The following is a 15,846-nucleotide window of genomic DNA, read 5'->3' as shown; positions in this document are numbered from 1 at the left end:
AATACCTCCAAAGGCTTAATGCCTGACCTATTGTTCTATGTTTGATTGGTTCCCTGTGCAATCATAGAGTAAACAGATCAATTATGTGTATATTTATTCAATTGAGCTAAATATGCAGGTAAATTTTTTCGAGATAATAGGGAAAACTTATTATAAGGAAATTTCATAGAAACACTAATAGAAAATCTGTCCTTCATAAGTGTACAAAATGAAAAATTGTGTTAAAGTATAATGTGAAAAAACCTTTACATAGCTAAGTTTGTTTAATTAAAAAATGTCCTCTCTGAAAATACAGTTGTATATGAGTTGGCGACATTCAATAAAAAGTACTGGGGGATACTGATATGACCAGCAAAATTTTAGATGCTTTTTTACAAGAAAACCTGGAGGATTTAAAGGATAGAGGACTTTACAACGTAATTGACCCACTTGAAAGCCCAAATGGTCCAATAATCAAAATCAACGGCAGAGAACTAATTAATCTTTCATCCAATAACTATTTAGGTTTGGCAACTGATGAAAGACTAAAAAAGTCTGCAATCGAAGCAATTGAAAAATATGGGGTTGGAGCAGGTGCTGTCCGCACGATCAATGGAACACTTGAGCTTCACACGAAACTAGAAGAAAAGCTGGCTGAGTTCAAGCATACAGAAGCAGCTATCGCATACCAGTCCGGATTTAATTGTAATATGGCTGCTATTTCTGCTGTTATGGATAAAAATGATGCCATTTTATCTGATGAGCTGAACCATGCTTCCATCATTGATGGATGCCGCTTATCCAAAGCCAAGATTATTCGCGTAAATCATTCTGATATGGAAGATTTAAGAGCTAAAGCGAAGGAAGCGAAAGAATCAGGACAGTACAACAAGATCATGGTTATTACTGACGGAGTCTTCTCGATGGATGGGGATATCGCCAAGCTTCCTGAGATCGTGGAAATCGCTGAAGAGTTCGATCTGATCACATATGTGGATGATGCACACGGTTCAGGTGTTCTTGGAAAGGGAGCAGGCACTGTTAAGCACTTCGGCCTTTCCGATAAAATCGATTTCCAGATCGGCACACTTTCAAAGGCGATTGGTGTTGTTGGGGGATATGTGGCCGGCAAAAAGGACTTGATTGATTGGCTGAAAGTACGCAGCAGACCATTCCTATTCTCTACATCTTTAACACCTGCAGATGTAGCAGCAAGTACGAAAGCTATTGAGCTGCTGATGGAAAGCACAGAGCTGAATGAAAAGCTATGGGAAAATGCCAACTACCTTAAAGACGGGCTGCAAAAATTAGGCTTTGATATTGGCGACAGCGAAACACCGATTACTCCTTGTATTGTTGGAGATGAAGTAAAAACACAGGAATTCAGTAAAAAGCTCAATGAAGAAGGCGTTTATGCAAAATCAATCGTCTTCCCGACAGTCCCTAGGGGAACGGGCCGTGTCAGAAACATGCCATCTGCAGCACATACGAAAGAAATGCTGGATCAGGCAATTGCGATTTATGAAAAAGTCGGCAAAGAAATGGGAATTATTTAAGTTCGGCTATAAATGGCTTCAAAATTAAGGCAAAGAGGAAACGTTGGAGGAATAAGATGAAACGGATAATGATTACAGGAGCTTTAGGCCAAATCGGCTCTGAACTAACCTTGAAATTAAGAGAAATTTATGGAACGGACAATGTTATCGCAACAGATATCAGAAAAAATGACTCCGAGGCTGCTAATTCAGGGCCATTTGAAATGGTTGACGTTACCGATGCAAAATCAATGCTGGATACAGCAAAGAAATACAATGTAGATACAGTTATTCATATGGCAGCTCTATTATCAGCTACAGCTGAGGCTAACCCTGTATTTGCATGGAATTTAAATATGGGCGGGCTTATGAATGCACTTGAAACAGCAAGAGAGTGTAATGCACAATTCTTTACGCCAAGCTCTATTGGCGCATTTGGCCCTTCTACGCCTAAAGACAACACTCCACAGGATACTATTCACCGCCCAACTACTATGTATGGCGTGAATAAGGTTGCAGGCGAATTGCTGTCAGATTACTACTATTACAAGTTTGGAGTAGATACTCGAGGCTTGAGGTTCCCTGGTTTAATCTCCTATGTAACTCCTCCAGGGGGCGGAACGACGGATTACGCTGTTGAGATCTATTATGAAGCCATTAAAAATGGCCGCTATACATCCTATATCGACAAAGGCACATATATGGATATGATGTATATGCCGGATGCGCTGAATGCCATCGTTGATTTAATGGAAGCTGATGCAGATAAACTCATCCACCGCAACTCCTTTAATGTAACAGCAATGAGTTTTGAACCTGAACAGATTGCAGCTGAGATCAGAAAGCATATCCCTGGGTTTGAAATTTCTTATGAAGTGGATCCTGTGCGCCAGGGAATTGCAGACAGCTGGCCAAACTCGATTGATGCTTCTGCAGCAAAAGAAGAGTGGGGATTCAAAGCAGATTTTGATTTAGCAAAAATGACTGCTGATATGCTTGATAAATTAAGAACAAAATTATGATCAATTTAAAAGGGACGCCGCTGGGCTGTCCCTTTTACAATTTTATTCTGAATTGCCCGAGAAGAAATTCTCCTTTTTCCTCCTCGGTTAGTTCGAATTTATTTTTTCTGGATTCTTCAGACTTAGTGACAGTTAATCCCGAAAGTGTAATACGGCCATCCTTTGTAGCAATAGTGGCCAGGTCGCCATGTGTAAAATGGGATTCGGGTGAGGTTTGATTGAATAAACAGGCATCATGAAAGTCGCCAAGCTGCACCGGCTTATCAGAAAAACGGTATAGAATTTTCCATTTGCCATCCGCAAGCCGTTGAAGATCGAACTTTTCTCCAGCTGTTGATTTTATCCTATATGTTCCGCTGACATCGGTTCTTTCCTCACCGGTTAAAGGCAGAGGCTGCCTGACGGAATCACCAAACCCTACATCAACCAAATAAGGAAGCTGGTGCAAGTAAACCAGTATGGCTGCATGAGAATCTTCTCTGACCCATCCATCAGGCTTTTTAACGGTACAGGAAATAAGATGTGATTGAAATCCCAGTTCCGACAGCAGAAGTTGAAACAGACCGTTTAATTCATAGCAAAAGCCTCCCCGGCTCCGTTCCAGTATTTTCTCAGAAAACAAATCTGTGTCCAGCCTTATCGGGATTTTTCGTGTCACATCCAAGTTTTCAAATGGAATATTGAGCATATGCCCTCTCTGCAGTTTTGTCAGATATTCAAGATCCAGATTACGGTCAGCCGAAACTTTAATTCGCTGCAGGTATTTTTGTGCATCCATCAAATCACTCCATAAATTTTTTTGCTTTCTATTTTGAAGGAAAAACAAATCGATTTGCAGTAATAAAATAGTTATACTAGAATGTCATTATATTTTATTTTAACAAATACACGGGGGTTAAAATATGACTTATGAAGTAAAAGTTGAATTTTGCATGATGTGAAACTACGCACCTAAAGCCGCGAGTTTCGCGGAAGAGCTATTTACTCATTTTCGTTCTGATATTTCAAAAATGGAGCTGGTCCCAAGCAAGGGCGGAGCTTTTGAAGTAACAGTGAATGGAGAAAAGCTTTATTCTAAGCTGGATACAGGCGTTTTTCCTAAAACCAAAGAAATCATCGAAAAAATGCAAAATTAAAACGGTAAAAAACCTTCTCCGGGCGGAGGAGGTTTTTTGCTGATCTATGTAAACAAAGGGTATAAGGCAACCTCTAGCTCAGTTTATCAATCGATGATTATCTCTCTATTGCATCCCGGTCCCGCTTCATTTTTATTGATAAAAATCTCTAATATCTCATTTGCAAACTCTGCACTAACCATTTTATTTACAACTGAGAAAGGCAGTTTAACTTTTCGCATGCATGGATGACCGCGCCGAATTGCTTCTGTGTCATCTATTTTAGCAGCTTTGATGATTACGCTGTCTTCTTTTAAGGAAACGGTTACATCTTTTGATGCACATCCCGTTAAAAGCGCCTCAACGATAATCTGCGCTTCCGTATCGTATAAGTCGATGCGGAATGTTATCTGATCCAAATAAGAAGAAAGCGGGTCCAGGTAATAATCCTCCATCCATTTTTCCAATTCACTCAAATTAAAAGGATGGAAATCTTCCTTTTTGTTCAACTTCAAAACCCCCTTGTTTCATTCTATAGTATTCATTTCATGCAAATTAGTGAAAAATGATATAATAACGGGGCAAATGCTGGAGGGATATTATGAAGAGTACAGTCAGAAATATTTTGCCGGTGCATGAACTGCAAAAAGACCGGCGTTTTACTAATTTAATGAACCAGTATGGAATTGACTTTATACATACAACCAACATGCTGAAAGAGGTAATTTCTGAGATAAGGAATACTATTCTTGCTGGGAATTGGACCGGTGAGGAGCCCGGTACGGAGAAGTTTACGGACCTAATATTTCAAAAAGCAGAAGAGGTAATCACTGTTCGGTATGGATATACACTTAAAAGAGTTATTAATGCTACTGGCACTATTCTTCACACTAATCTTGGCCGGGCACGGTTAAGCAAGTCTGCAGCGGATCATGTGCTTGAAGCTGCCATGAACTATTCCAATTTGGAGTATAACCTGGTTGAAGGCGAACGGGGATCCAGGCATAGTCACCTGGAAAATCTGGTCAAAGAACTGACAGGTGCAGAAGCAGCCATGGCAGTCAATAATAACGCTGCTGCCGTTTATTTCATTTTAAGAGCTCTTGCGGTAGAAAAAGAAGTAATCGTTTCCCGTGGACAGCTAGTTGAAATCGGAGGCTCCTTCAGGGTATCAAGCATAATGGAAGAGAGCGGGGCAAAGCTCGTTGAAGTAGGAACAACAAATAAAACCCACCTGGAAGATTATGAAAAAGTGATAAATGAAGATACAGCCATGATTATGAAGGTGCACACGAGCAATTTTAAAATTATCGGTTTTACGAAAGAAGTCGGCACCGGGGAACTTGCCCGCCTATCAAAAGAAAAAAACCTCATATTTTATGAAGATCTGGGAAGCGGTGCACTTTTTGATTTTAAAAGCAAAGGAATCGGAAATGAACCAGCAGTCAGCGATGTTTTAAAAATGGGGGCAGATATCGTTTCTTTCAGCGGAGATAAGCTTTTGGGCGGTCCACAGGCAGGAATTATTGCCGGAAGAAAGGATTTAATCGAAAAGCTGAAAAAACATCAGCTTGCCCGGGTTCTTCGGGTGGATAAAATGACAATTGCTGCTCTTGAAGGCACGCTAATTGATTACTTAAAAGGCGAAGAGGGTCTGAAAAATATTCCTGTGGTCCATGATGTTTTGATGACCAGTGATGAACTTAAAGTGAGAACGTCCCAATTTCTTAACAGAATACAAGCTGCCGGGAACGATTATGTATGCTCAATGAGAGAAAGTACAGGGCAGGTTGGGGGTGGCACGATGCCTGAGGTAGAGCTTCCGTCCTGGATTGCTGTTTTAAAGCACCGTCAATATTCAGCAGATCATATCGGCCGCCAGTTAAGGATTAATTCTTCCATAATAGTCAGGATTCAAAAGGAAGAAATTCTGATTGATCTTAGGACAGTAACTACTGAAGAAGAGGACACCATAATAAATGCTTTAATTGCTGTATAAAGAAAAAGCAGCTGCCTGATGATGAGGCAGCTGATTCTTTACATTCACATATCGTGGTGTGAATTATGTTTTTGTCTGGTGTGGTTACGGTTTTTTACTTTCTTAGAGCCGCTTAATGGTTCAGGCTGTCCATCATTGTTATGTCCTTTAGGTGCATTTCTGCGCATGTCTTTGCCATTGTTTTTGTTCAATTGAAGCCCTCCTCGGATAATAGGATGTTTCTTCCGCTCCAGGCAGCTGATTTGCCGGCTGCCGTCTTAATGGCTGACGGGTAGAAAAGATACAAGGTGATATTCACCTTCATCTCATGTGTTAGTTTGTCTCTTTTCATTGAAAAATTGCCTTGCAAAATGTGGCTGAATGTCAAGATTTCCTCCTGAGTGATTTCGCGGAATATTTTATGATGCTATTGCACAATTTAATGGTACAAATTTTATTAGGAGTGAAATAAGCATGCCATATCATAAAGATAAACAGCAGGCATTTCAGGCTGCACAGCAGGGAATGGAAGATGCACAGGAGCTCTACGCTGAAATTGTAAAAGATTCTGCCAGTTATGGACATCAGCTAAAACATCTAAAGCAGGAAGTAAATGAAGCATACGCTCAAATTGAAAATGCCCTGGAGGTTGCTTCTGACCATCAGCGTGCACAGCTGGAGAGATTCCAGCAGGATTTAAGATCCATGGTTGATGATGTAAACCAATACTAGAAATTTACCCGGCTGAAGTTCAGCCGGGTATTATTATTTATCGCAGTCTAACGGGCAGTAAGACCCCCACTTCAAGACTCAAAGGAATCAAAGGAAGATAAGAGGGTCAAACTGCCCGTAAAGGTCCGAAAGAGGACAAAGACTAAGAACGCCACGTCCTGTGGCAACGTCTTTGTGACCCACTTCCTGTGGGCCGCAACTAACAATCAGCGGGGAGAAAAGCACTCCCCAATGATTGAAGTTTCACTTTATTGATTCTTCTTGCGCTTTTTATTGTTTTGCCTTTGAGCTTCTGTTAATGGTTCATTCGCATATTCCTCATTATACCCTGCGCCCATGCCCTGGCCTTTTGCAGCGTTCATACCCTCAATAATATGATTAGACTTTCTTTTAGCCATAGTCAATCACCTCCCTGATATTATTTTTCCTTGGATAATGTCAATTTATGTTTTTTTTTGGACCGGCGGATTCCTTTTTTCGTTTTTGCAGTATAATAACCACTCAATAAAAGGTATTTTCATCTAATTGAAAAACACTATCAATTACGGCATTTAAAAGGCTTAATGAAGTAATTTAGAAATTATGATAAGAAAAACTTATCAAAAACAATAACTTTCTTGTTATTTACTTATATAGCAGGTTGTATTAATATAGGAATTGTGAGAAAAGTAAGGATGGATGAAAATTCAAACTTTTCGACAATTACCTAACACTTGGTATATGATGTTTATTGAAAGAGGGGGTAATACATTTGGCAAAGAACGATGTGTTCAATTCCCGCAAATCCTTTGATCTGGACGGGAAGCGCTATCATTACTATCATTTAGGTGCTCTGGAAAAAGCTGGAGTAGGTAATGTTTCCAAATTGCCTTATTCAATTAAGGTATTATTGGAATCAGTACTTCGTCAATATGACGGCCGTGTAATTACAAAAGAGCATGTTGAAAACCTGGCAAAATGGGGAACTTCTGAAGTAAAAGAAGTAGATGTTCCTTTCAAACCATCACGTGTAATTCTGCAGGACTTCACTGGAGTTCCGGCAGTAGTTGACCTTGCTTCATTGCGTAAGGCAATGGCTGACATGGGTGGGGATCCTGACAAAATTAATCCTGAGAAGCCTGTTGATCTGGTTATTGACCACTCTGTACAGGTAGATAAGTATGGAACACCTGATTCACTTGAAGCCAACATGGAGCTTGAATTCGAGCGAAATGCAGAGCGTTACCAGTTCTTGAGCTGGGCACAAAAAGCATTTGACAATTATCGTGCAGTTCCGCCTGCAACAGGTATTGTTCACCAGGTAAACCTTGAGTTCCTTGCGAATGTTGTTCATGCGCTTGAGACAACGGAAGGCGATTACGAAACTTTCCCTGATACTCTTGTTGGTACTGACTCCCATACAACCATGATCAACGGTATCGGCGTTCTTGGATGGGGTGTAGGAGGTATTGAAGCTGAAGCAGGTATGCTGGGTCAGCCTTCATATTTCCCTGTTCCTGAAGTTGTAGGAGTTAAGCTCACTGGCGAACTTCCTAACGGAACTACTGCTACTGACCTTGCATTAAAGGTAACTCAAGTACTGCGCAGCCAGGGAGTGGTTGGCAAATTTGTAGAATTCTTCGGCCCTGGTGTCACACAGCTTCCACTGGCTGACCGCGCTACAATTGCTAACATGGCTCCAGAATATGGTGCAACATGCGGTTTCTTCCCTGTTGATGCAGAAGCCCTTGATTACATGCGCCTGACTGGACGTCCTGAAGAGCAAATCAGGATTGTTGAAAAATACTGCAAAGAAAATGGAATGTTCTTCGATCCATCTCTAGAGCCGGTATACACAAATGTAGTTGAAATCAATCTTTCCGAAATTGAAGCGAACCTTTCAGGTCCTAAGCGTCCGCAGGATTTAATTCCGCTTTCAGCAATGAAAAAGGAGTTCAATGACGCTATCACTGCTCCACAGGGCAACCAGGGCTTTGGCTTGAATAAGAAAGAAATCGACAAAGAAGTTACTGTTGAATTTGCAAATGGCGATTCAACCAAGATGAAAACGGGTGCTGTTGCCATTGCGGCAATCACTAGCTGTACAAATACTTCAAACCCTTACGTTTTAGTTGGTGCAGGTTTAGTGGCGAAAAAGGCAGTTGAACTTGGAATGGAAGTTCCTAAGTTCGTAAAAACTTCTTTGGCTCCGGGATCAAAGGTTGTTACCGGATACCTGCGTGATTCAGGACTTCTTCCATACATGGAACAGCTTGGATTCAACCTTGTTGGTTATGGCTGTACAACATGTATCGGTAACTCCGGTCCATTAAGAGAAGAAATCGAAAAGGCTGTAGCTGAAAGCGATCTTCTTGTAACATCTGTTCTTTCAGGCAACCGTAACTTTGAAGGACGTATCCATCCGCTTGTAAAAGCTAACTACCTGGCTTCTCCGCCATTAGTTGTCGCTTATGCACTAGCTGGTACGGTTGATATTGACCTTCAAAACGAGCCAATCGGAAAAGACAAGAATGGCAATGATGTCTTCTTTAACGATATCTGGCCTTCAACTGCTGAAGTTAATGAAGTGGTTAAACAGACTGTTACACCTGAATTGTTCCGTAAAGAATATGAGCATGTATTTGACGACAATGCTCGCTGGAATCAAATTCAAACTAGCAATGAGCCTTTATATTCATTTGATGATAATTCAACATATATCCAGAATCCTCCGTTCTTCGAAGGCTTAACTCCTAATGCTGATGAAGTTAAACCTTTATCAGGATTGCGTGTTGTCGGCAAGTTCGGTGATTCTGTAACAACTGACCATATTTCTCCGGCAGGTGCGATCGGCAAAGATACGCCAGCAGGAAAATATCTTCGCGAGAACGGTGTTGAACCACGTGACTTTAACTCTTATGGATCCAGACGGGGTAACCATGAGGTAATGATGCGCGGTACATTTGCAAACATCCGTATCCGCAACCAAATTGCGCCAGGCACAGAAGGCGGATTCACAACTTACTGGCCAACTGGTGAAGTTACATCTATCTATGATGCTTGTATGAAGTATAAAGAAGATGGAACTGGCCTTGTTGTTCTTGCCGGCAAAGACTATGGAATGGGATCTTCCCGTGACTGGGCTGCAAAAGGTACGAACCTGCTTGGAATTAAAACTGTTATTGCTGAAAGCTATGAGCGTATCCACCGTTCTAACCTTGTTCTAATGGGAGTTCTTCCACTTCAGTTCAAGGAAGGCGAAAGTGCAGAAACTCTCGGCTTGTCAGGAAAAGAAACGATCGATGTTCAAATCGACGAAAATGTTAGACCACGTGACTTTGTTAAGGTTACAGCTACAGATGAAAACGGCAACCAGACTACATTCGAAGTTCTTGTCCGTTTCGACTCTGAAGTTGAGATCGATTACTACCGTCATGGCGGAATCCTGCAAATGGTTCTTCGTGATAAATTGGCTAACTAATTTGACCCGCCGCTATGTGTTTGCTCACATAGCGGCTTTTTTATTTACAAAATATACGGGTTTAGGTATCTTGATTGTATCTTTAATTTTGGAGGGCTGATATTGGGTGCTTTTTTGATTGGACCATTATTAGTGAAGTACGAATGGGTTATTGTGCTGCTTTCAGGATTTGTTACTTATTTCACTCTTCTACAAGTCCTAAGGGACAGCGAGGAATATAAAAAAGTCTTTCTGAATGTCATCTTGAATTCAGTTCTTATCGGCTATTTTACTTATAAGTTTAGTTCAATCTTTTTCCAAACAGAAAATATTCTTAGCAGCCCGATGGGATTTTTATATTTCTCAGGAGGACGAAAAGGAATTATTTTAGGAACCTTTTTTGCTATATTCTATTTAGTATTGGCTATTAAGAAATACAACTATCCGCTGAATAAATGTATTCAAGGAATTGTTTACGGATCTGTCACATTTATGCTGTCTTATTGGCTGTTCAGAACCTTATTAATTTTGCTTTTCTAGGTTAAAATACAATCAAGGAAGCAAAAAGGCTTAATAAGCCGGGAGGGAAAACAGCATGTTCAAAAAAATGTTTGCAGCTTCTGTGTTATTAATCATTATTACCGCGGTTTTTGTAGTGCAGGCTTTTGAAAAAAGTGATGTCGAAAGTCAGCCCGTTAATCAGACAGGATTAGGAATAGGCTTGAAGGCCCCGGATTTCGAATTGAAAAACCTGCAAGGGGAAACCGTCAAGCTCTCAGATTACAAAGGAAAAAAAGTCATGCTAAACTTTTGGGCAACCTGGTGTCCTCCATGTAAAGCTGAAATGCCTGATATTCAAAAATTTTATACTCAGAAGGGAGATAATGTTGCTATATTGGCAGTGAACATTGATCCTCAGTCTGATGTAGCAGGGTTTGCTAGGGAAATGCGAGTAAACTTTCCGATTTTACTTGATGTGGACGAAAAAGCTTCTAACGCCTATCAAATAATAACAATTCCAACCACTTTTTTTATTGATGAAGAAGGAATTATTCGGAATAAATATTTAAGTGCGATGTCCGTGGAGCTTATGAATCAGTATATAGATGAAATGTAAAAAAACATTTGCATAAGCAGATGTTTTTTTTTAGGTTTATGCTGTAATAAAAAGGGAAAAATTTAATTAGAATTAACGTTTTCAGAATATTTTATCAATAATTTCGAACCATATGTACTTTTTTCACGTAGTCTGGGTATATGCGGATTAAATTTTCGAAAAGTTGTAATAATTCAACGGTTTTCTGGAGATAATGATTGTTACAATGTTATTAAAGGAAGGTGAAAGATTTATGAGAAAGCCTAGAAAACGCTCCTTTGCTGAATTAGTACTAGAAAATAAACGCCAGCTGCTTAAAGATCATGATGCTATGGAAAAAATTGAAGAGCGCCTCGAGCTTAAACGTCTGAACAAGGCCGAATAGAATTACTTGCCAATCATGAAACCCTCCTCAAATGCACAAACTTTAAATGGAGGAGGGATATAATGAGTAATCCAAAAAGACACCCTAATCATTTCAATCCGAACCATATTGGTACACAATCACGCGGATTTGGCGGCAACAAAGGCAAGAAGATGCAGGACAAATCCGGACAGCATGCTCAAGTGATACAAACTAAAGGCGAATAATTTAGAAAAGCGCAAGCGCCTTGTCCACGAAGGAACGCAGACTAAGAACGCCACGTCCTGTGGCAACGTCTGCATGACCCGCATCCTGCGGGCCTCAAGCACAAGACGAGCCTCCCGGAAAGGCGTTCTTTGCCTTTTTGGGAGGATTGCCTGAAAAGTGAAGGCGACTGTCCAGGGACGACAAGCATAAGACGAGCCCTGCAAAGAAGGTGTTCTTTCCTTCTGGAAGGGATCGGCTTATGTCTCGAGTCCCTAGGAGCCGCAACTAGACAAGCTTGTGACCTCGAGGGGGTAGGCGCTGGAGCTGGACAGTTATCGACGTTCAAAAGTTATATACGTTCTTATCTTTTGGAGTAAAACCTGCCATTTTTATATAGGGCAGGTTCTTTTGTTTCTGATCATTTCTGGTAAATCAGGCAGGCGACCCACACTTTTCCGCCAATATTTTTCTTGTTCTTTCACAAACTAAATTTGTACCATCACCTAACAAAGGGAGGAACATACCATGGCACATAATAGACCAAACCCTGATGACCGCAGCGATAACGTTGAAAAGCTTCAATCCATGATCGTTCATACAATTGAGAACATGGACGAAGCTGAAGAATCAATGAAGTATGCAAATGCAGAAGATCTTGCCAGAATTGAAGCTAAAAATGAACGCCGCCGGGAAAGTCTTGCTTCATTCCGTTCGGAAATAAAAGATGAATATCAGGCACAGCAAAACGGCAATAGCAGTGAGAACAATAATTATTGACATAATTCAAGACCTAATCCAATGTGATTAGGTCTTTTCCTTTGGAGCAAAGGTGCGCATCCTTATAGATAATTACAGAAATATGGTAAGATAAGTTGAGGAAACTAAGAAGAAGAAGTGATAATCGATGACACAGCAGAATAGACAGGCAACATCAGAAGAAATTAAGGTGGGCCATTGGAAGAATGAGCTTGATCAATACGGATACATACAAAATGAAGCAGAGCTGCTAAATGTAATTAAGAATATCAATGAAAAGACAGACCCAGGTCTGCTTTCGGAATTATTGGCCATGGCTGCTATCTCCAGGCTAAACAACAATACTGATGATACTCTTGCCAGTGCATGGCTGCAGAAAGCTGTTGAACTGGACATTGGAAATACAATGGCAGCAGCCCAATTAGGAAAATCCGAATGGAAAAATAAAAGCAATCTACTTGAAGCCCTGACTTTCCCTCCAATTCGCGAAACCGATAACAGGGCAGCTAAAAAGAAAACAGCGGAGCAATTTATTGAAATTTGCCGAAGCTTTATAAACAAAGCTGATGATGAGTTAGAAGACCTGCAGAAAAAGCAGCATGCCTATGAGGATAAGGAATACCGGAAGCTGGCTGAAATACTTGAAAAAGCTATTGAGGAGACAGCTTTACTTTTAAAGGCTTCGGAGGAATATGAGCAATCCATATCAGGTGTTTTCCATACTTCAACTTATTATACCGATATGAAAAACCACTTGAATGCCATCAGCAGGCTTAAAAATGAGTGGAAAGTGATATTTGAATCAGAGGAAGAGGAGTCTGATGTGCAAACCGATCCTCTGGATGAACTAAATGAAATGGTTGGCCTGCACTCGGTCAAAAGCAGAGTTCATGATTTTTATCGGTTTTTAAAATATCAAAATGAACGGAAGTCACTTGGTTTTCAGACGAAGGATGAACTCAGCCTCAATATGATACTAACCGGGAATCCAGGTACGGGCAAAACGACTATCGCACGGCTTTTGGCAAAGATTTATCACAGCCTTGGTGTTTTGCCTCGGGAAGAAGTAATCGAAGCTGACCGGTCACAGCTGGTTGGAGGGTTTGTCGGGCAAACAGAAGAAAATGTCAGAGCGGCAGTTGAAAAGGCGATCGGCGGCGTACTATTCATTGATGAGGCTTACAGCTTAAAGCGTGAGGGACAGACTGGCAGCGATTATGGACAAACTGCTATTGATACCCTTGTATCTTTGATGACCGGAACTGAATACGGAGGAAAGTTTGCGGTTATTATGGCCGGTTATCCTGAAGAAATGAGACAATTTCTGGACAGTAATCCTGGTCTCCGCAGCCGTTTCCCGGAGTCAAACTTTATTGCGCTGCCTGATTATTCGAATATGGAGCTTTTGCAGATTGCTGAGAAGCTGTCAGCCGATAATGATTATGTTCTAACAGAAGGAGCAAAACAGGAACTGGGCAAACGTATTGAAAAAGAGCGGGTTGATGATACATTCGGTAATGCCAGGACGGTAAGAAACATTGTTCTGGATGCGATTTTTAAAAAAGGCTCTAAAGCAAAAAGTAACGAAAACATCATGTCTTATACACTTTTGGAAAAAGAAGATTTTGAAAGTGAAGAAGAAGAAAAGCTGATGAATCCTCGGGAGCAGCTTGACCGGCTGATCGGACTTGAAACAGTTAAAAAAGAAGTTCAACATTTAGTGTCCTTTGTTAAAATGCAGCAGGTACGCCGTGAAAGAGGTCTTCCGGTTGTCCCTATCCAGCTTCATTCAGTATTTACCGGTAATCCGGGAACAGGAAAAACGACTGTAGCAAAGATCTATGCAGAATTGCTGAAGGAATGCGGATTTCTGAAACGCGGACATTTGATAGTTGCGAGCCGTGCTGATTTTGTAGCCGGCTATGTTGGCCAAACTGCTATCAAGACAAAGAAAAAGATAAGAGAGGCATTGGGTGGTGTCCTATTCATTGATGAGGCATATTCACTTCTTTCTCAGACATCAGGAGATTTTGGCAAAGAAGTCATTGATACGTTAGTGGATGAAATGACAAAGCATAATGAAAATCTTGTTGTTGTTTTGGCTGGCTATCCGAATGAAATGGAGAAGCTAATGTCAAGTAACCCGGGGTTAAAATCGCGATTCAAAAAGTTCTTTCATTTTAAAGATTATTCAACCCCAGAGCTCCTGGAAATTATTATTTCGTATGCTGGAAAATATGAATACACACTAACGGAGGAAGCAAAGGATTACCTTAACCACACTTTATCAAAGATTGAAGTAAACGGGAATGGACGTTTTGCGGCCAATCTTGCTGATGAGGCCATTCAGGCACAGGCCATGAGAATTGTTTCAGCACTTGCTGAGGATATTGAGCAGGTAAGCAATTTGGAGAAGCCGGATTTCGAAATAGCTTTAAATAAAATAAGTAAAGGGGAATAGGGATGCTCATCTCAACAAAAGAAATAGAGGTAAGGTATGCAGAAACAGATCAAATGGGAGTAGTATATCACGCCAATTACCTGGTATGGATGGAACTTGGCCGGACACAGATCATTAAAGATCTTGGATTCAGCTATGCTGAAATGGAGAAGGATGGAATTATCTCTCCTGTTCTGGATATTCTTGCTTCTTATAAAAAACCATTGCGCTACGGACAGACTGCAACAATTAAAACCTGGATCGAAGAGTATGACGGTTTCCGCGTCAGCTACGGATATGAAATATTCAATGATGAAGGAGAGCTTGCCGTAACAGGCTTGTCAAAGCATGTTTGCGTCAAAAAGGATAATTTCCGCCCAATTTCAATTAAAAAGAAATATCCTGATTGGCATGAAGCATATGAAAAAGCGAAAAAGCAGCCTGAAGGTGCTGTCAGATAAGTGAAACTTCAATCAGTGGGAGTCTTACTGCCTTAAACTGCGATAAACTAAAGGATGGAGAATAGAAATGGCATTCGGCCTTCGAAGAAAAGATCTTCAAGAATGGAAGAGGAAAATAGACCGTGGAGAAATTGCTTTTTTAACTCATTATTGGCTGGATGAGCGATTCCCTGGGTGTAAAACGGTCACAAAGGTCGGCTGTTCAGATTTGAAGAAATTGATAGATTGGGGAGAATCGCATGGGCTTAAGCCAGAGTGGATTGATTATCGGACTGATGGCTACTCACACTTTGATTTAATTGGTGCCAGGCAGAAGGAAATCCTTAAAAAAGAGAAGCTATTGGAGCAGCTGGAACAGCTGGAATAAGAAAAGCGGAAGGCGCCCGCCAATAAAGGAGCGCAGACTAAAACCGCCACGTCCTGTGGCAACGTCTGCATGACCCGCATCCTGCGGGCCCAAGCATAAGACGAGCCGGCTGAAAGGTTGTTCTTTAACCTTTTGGACGGATTGAAAGAATTGAGGCGAATGCCCAGGGACGACTAGCATAAGACGGTCCCTGTAAGAAGGTGTTTTTTCCTTCTGGAAGGGAGCGGCTTATGACCTCGAGCCGATGGCGCCTGGAGCTAGACAGTTATCTAACTTCAGAATATATACTTATTTTCTGAAAAAAAGAAGCAGGCGGTGTCTGCTTCTTTTACTCATGTGCGCCCGGCATGGGTGC

At 41.0% G+C, this 15,846-nt stretch carries 18 protein-coding genes and 1 pseudogene; 14 read left to right on the top strand and 5 right to left on the bottom strand.

What is annotated here, in order from left to right; translation table 11 throughout:
• Positions 1-344 precede the first annotated feature (344 nt).
• Positions 345-1,535: a glycine C-acetyltransferase gene (locus CE058_RS06075; RefSeq protein WP_048010122.1), complete on the top strand. Its 1,191-nt coding sequence runs from the start codon at positions 345-347 to the stop codon at positions 1,533-1,535.
• 56 nt (positions 1,536-1,591) lie between these two features.
• Complete coding sequence (locus CE058_RS06070) at positions 1,592-2,536, top strand: L-threonine 3-dehydrogenase (RefSeq protein ID WP_076256322.1); 945 nt, start codon at positions 1,592-1,594, stop codon at positions 2,534-2,536.
• A gap of 34 nt (positions 2,537-2,570) precedes the next feature.
• On the opposite strand, the gene CE058_RS06065 is transcribed toward CE058_RS06070, so the two are convergent.
• Positions 2,571-3,314: an arylamine N-acetyltransferase family protein gene (locus tag CE058_RS06065; RefSeq protein ID WP_163141194.1), complete on the bottom strand. Its 744-nt coding sequence runs from the start codon at positions 3,312-3,314 to the stop codon at positions 2,571-2,573.
• Between the two features lie 175 nt (positions 3,315-3,489).
• Here CE058_RS06065 and CE058_RS25255 point away from each other — a divergent pair.
• Positions 3,490-3,672, top strand: a pseudogene (locus CE058_RS25255) (Rdx family protein); the annotation flags it as partial.
• An 86-nt stretch (positions 3,673-3,758) separates the two neighbouring features.
• On the opposite strand, the gene CE058_RS06055 reads toward CE058_RS25255, so the two are convergent.
• Positions 3,759-4,160, bottom strand: a complete 402-nt coding sequence (locus CE058_RS06055) for an Hsp20/alpha crystallin family protein (protein WP_048010119.1) — start codon at positions 4,158-4,160, stop codon at positions 3,759-3,761.
• A 92-nt stretch (positions 4,161-4,252) separates the two neighbouring features.
• Here CE058_RS06055 and selA point away from each other — a divergent pair, with 92 nt between their 5' ends.
• Positions 4,253-5,650 (top strand): L-seryl-tRNA(Sec) selenium transferase, encoded by a 1,398-nt coding sequence (gene selA / locus CE058_RS06050; protein WP_163141191.1) that lies wholly within the window; start codon positions 4,253-4,255, stop codon positions 5,648-5,650.
• Between the two features lie 44 nt (positions 5,651-5,694).
• Here the strand turns inward: selA and CE058_RS06045 are convergent, their stop codons facing one another.
• Together CE058_RS06045 and CE058_RS06040 are read right to left on the bottom strand one after the other, a co-directional pair.
• The gene (locus tag CE058_RS06045; RefSeq protein ID WP_076256329.1) at positions 5,695-5,841 is read right to left on the bottom strand and encodes a small acid-soluble spore protein P; all 147 of its coding nucleotides are present in this window, start codon (positions 5,839-5,841) and stop codon (positions 5,695-5,697) included.
• Positions 5,838-6,017 carry a hypothetical protein gene (locus CE058_RS06040; protein ID WP_163141188.1) on the bottom strand — a complete coding sequence of 60 codons (180 nt, stop codon included), beginning with the start codon at positions 6,015-6,017 and terminating at the stop codon, positions 5,838-5,840. The genes CE058_RS06045 and CE058_RS06040 overlap by 4 nt, the downstream gene beginning before the upstream one ends.
• A gap of 86 nt (positions 6,018-6,103) precedes the next feature.
• On the opposite strand from CE058_RS06040, the gene CE058_RS06035 reads away from it, so the two are divergent.
• Positions 6,104-6,361, top strand: a complete 258-nt coding sequence (locus CE058_RS06035; protein WP_009334724.1) for a hypothetical protein — start codon at positions 6,104-6,106, stop codon at positions 6,359-6,361.
• A gap of 248 nt (positions 6,362-6,609) precedes the next feature.
• On the opposite strand, the gene sspO is transcribed toward CE058_RS06035, so the two are convergent.
• A complete protein-coding gene (gene sspO, locus CE058_RS06030) occupies positions 6,610-6,759 on the bottom strand; it encodes a small acid-soluble spore protein O (protein WP_048010116.1) in 150 nt (49 codons plus the stop codon).
• Between the two features lie 353 nt (positions 6,760-7,112).
• Here sspO and acnA point away from each other — a divergent pair, with 353 nt between their 5' ends.
• The 9 genes from acnA (at position 7,113) to CE058_RS05985 (ending at position 15,491) form a co-directional block, all read left to right on the top strand.
• Positions 7,113-9,821 carry an aconitate hydratase AcnA gene (gene acnA / locus CE058_RS06025; RefSeq protein WP_163141185.1) on the top strand — a complete coding sequence of 903 codons (2,709 nt, stop codon included), beginning with the start codon at positions 7,113-7,115 and terminating at the stop codon, positions 9,819-9,821.
• Between the two features lie 102 nt (positions 9,822-9,923).
• The gene (locus CE058_RS06020; RefSeq protein WP_163141182.1) at positions 9,924-10,340 is read left to right on the top strand and encodes a hypothetical protein; all 417 of its coding nucleotides are present in this window, start codon (positions 9,924-9,926) and stop codon (positions 10,338-10,340) included.
• Between the two features lie 55 nt (positions 10,341-10,395).
• Positions 10,396-10,917 (top strand): peroxiredoxin family protein, encoded by a 522-nt coding sequence (locus tag CE058_RS06015; RefSeq protein ID WP_163141179.1) that lies wholly within the window; start codon positions 10,396-10,398, stop codon positions 10,915-10,917.
• Positions 10,918-11,149: 232 nt separating this feature from the next.
• Positions 11,150-11,281 (top strand): FbpB family small basic protein, encoded by a 132-nt coding sequence (locus CE058_RS06010; protein ID WP_175609044.1) that lies wholly within the window; start codon positions 11,150-11,152, stop codon positions 11,279-11,281.
• A 62-nt stretch (positions 11,282-11,343) separates the two neighbouring features.
• A complete protein-coding gene (locus tag CE058_RS06005) occupies positions 11,344-11,487 on the top strand; it encodes an acid-soluble spore protein N (protein WP_035332449.1) in 144 nt (47 codons plus the stop codon).
• Between the two features lie 505 nt (positions 11,488-11,992).
• Entirely contained in the window at positions 11,993-12,244 is a 252-nt protein-coding gene (gene tlp, locus CE058_RS06000; protein WP_048010110.1) for a small acid-soluble spore protein Tlp, read from the top strand.
• A gap of 127 nt (positions 12,245-12,371) precedes the next feature.
• Positions 12,372-14,684 carry an AAA family ATPase gene (locus tag CE058_RS05995; protein ID WP_163141176.1) on the top strand — a complete coding sequence of 771 codons (2,313 nt, stop codon included), beginning with the start codon at positions 12,372-12,374 and terminating at the stop codon, positions 14,682-14,684.
• Positions 14,685-14,686: 2 nt separating this feature from the next.
• Positions 14,687-15,124 carry an acyl-CoA thioesterase gene (locus CE058_RS05990; RefSeq protein ID WP_048010108.1) on the top strand — a complete coding sequence of 146 codons (438 nt, stop codon included), beginning with the start codon at positions 14,687-14,689 and terminating at the stop codon, positions 15,122-15,124.
• A 67-nt stretch (positions 15,125-15,191) separates the two neighbouring features.
• On the top strand, positions 15,192-15,491 hold the full coding sequence (locus CE058_RS05985; RefSeq protein ID WP_061790818.1) for a hypothetical protein: 300 nt from the start codon (positions 15,192-15,194) through the stop codon (positions 15,489-15,491).
• Positions 15,492-15,846 lie beyond the last annotated feature (355 nt).

Source organism: Bacillus sp. 22-7 (genome assembly GCF_010628845.1).
Taxonomy (GTDB): Bacteria; Bacillota; Bacilli; order Bacillales; family Cytobacillaceae; genus Cytobacillus; species Cytobacillus firmus_B.
This window is presented reverse-complemented; position numbering and strand designations above follow the sequence as displayed.

Bases quoted from the DNA above. Each gene is read 5' to 3' on its own strand.
- CE058_RS06075 (WP_048010122.1), top strand. From the start codon at position 345: ATGACCAGCAAAATTTTAGATGCTTTTTTACAAGAAAACCTGGAGGAT.
- tlp (WP_048010110.1), top strand. From the start codon at position 11,993: ATGGCACATAATAGACCAAACCCTGATGACCGCAGCGATAACGTTGAA.
- CE058_RS06015 (WP_163141179.1), top strand. From the start codon at position 10,396: ATGTTCAAAAAAATGTTTGCAGCTTCTGTGTTATTAATCATTATTACC.
- CE058_RS06065 (WP_163141194.1), bottom strand. From the start codon at position 3,314: ATGGATGCACAAAAATACCTGCAGCGAATTAAAGTTTCGGCTGACCGT.
- selA (WP_163141191.1), top strand. From the start codon at position 4,253: ATGAAGAGTACAGTCAGAAATATTTTGCCGGTGCATGAACTGCAAAAA.
- CE058_RS06070 (WP_076256322.1), top strand. From the start codon at position 1,592: ATGAAACGGATAATGATTACAGGAGCTTTAGGCCAAATCGGCTCTGAA.
- CE058_RS05995 (WP_163141176.1), top strand. From the start codon at position 12,372: ATGACACAGCAGAATAGACAGGCAACATCAGAAGAAATTAAGGTGGGC.
- CE058_RS06010 (WP_175609044.1), top strand. From the start codon at position 11,150: ATGAGAAAGCCTAGAAAACGCTCCTTTGCTGAATTAGTACTAGAAAAT.
- CE058_RS05985 (WP_061790818.1), top strand. From the start codon at position 15,192: ATGGCATTCGGCCTTCGAAGAAAAGATCTTCAAGAATGGAAGAGGAAA.
- CE058_RS06005 (WP_035332449.1), top strand. From the start codon at position 11,344: ATGAGTAATCCAAAAAGACACCCTAATCATTTCAATCCGAACCATATT.
- CE058_RS05990 (WP_048010108.1), top strand. From the start codon at position 14,687: ATGCTCATCTCAACAAAAGAAATAGAGGTAAGGTATGCAGAAACAGAT.
- CE058_RS06035 (WP_009334724.1), top strand. From the start codon at position 6,104: ATGCCATATCATAAAGATAAACAGCAGGCATTTCAGGCTGCACAGCAG.
- sspO (WP_048010116.1), bottom strand. From the start codon at position 6,759: ATGGCTAAAAGAAAGTCTAATCATATTATTGAGGGTATGAACGCTGCA.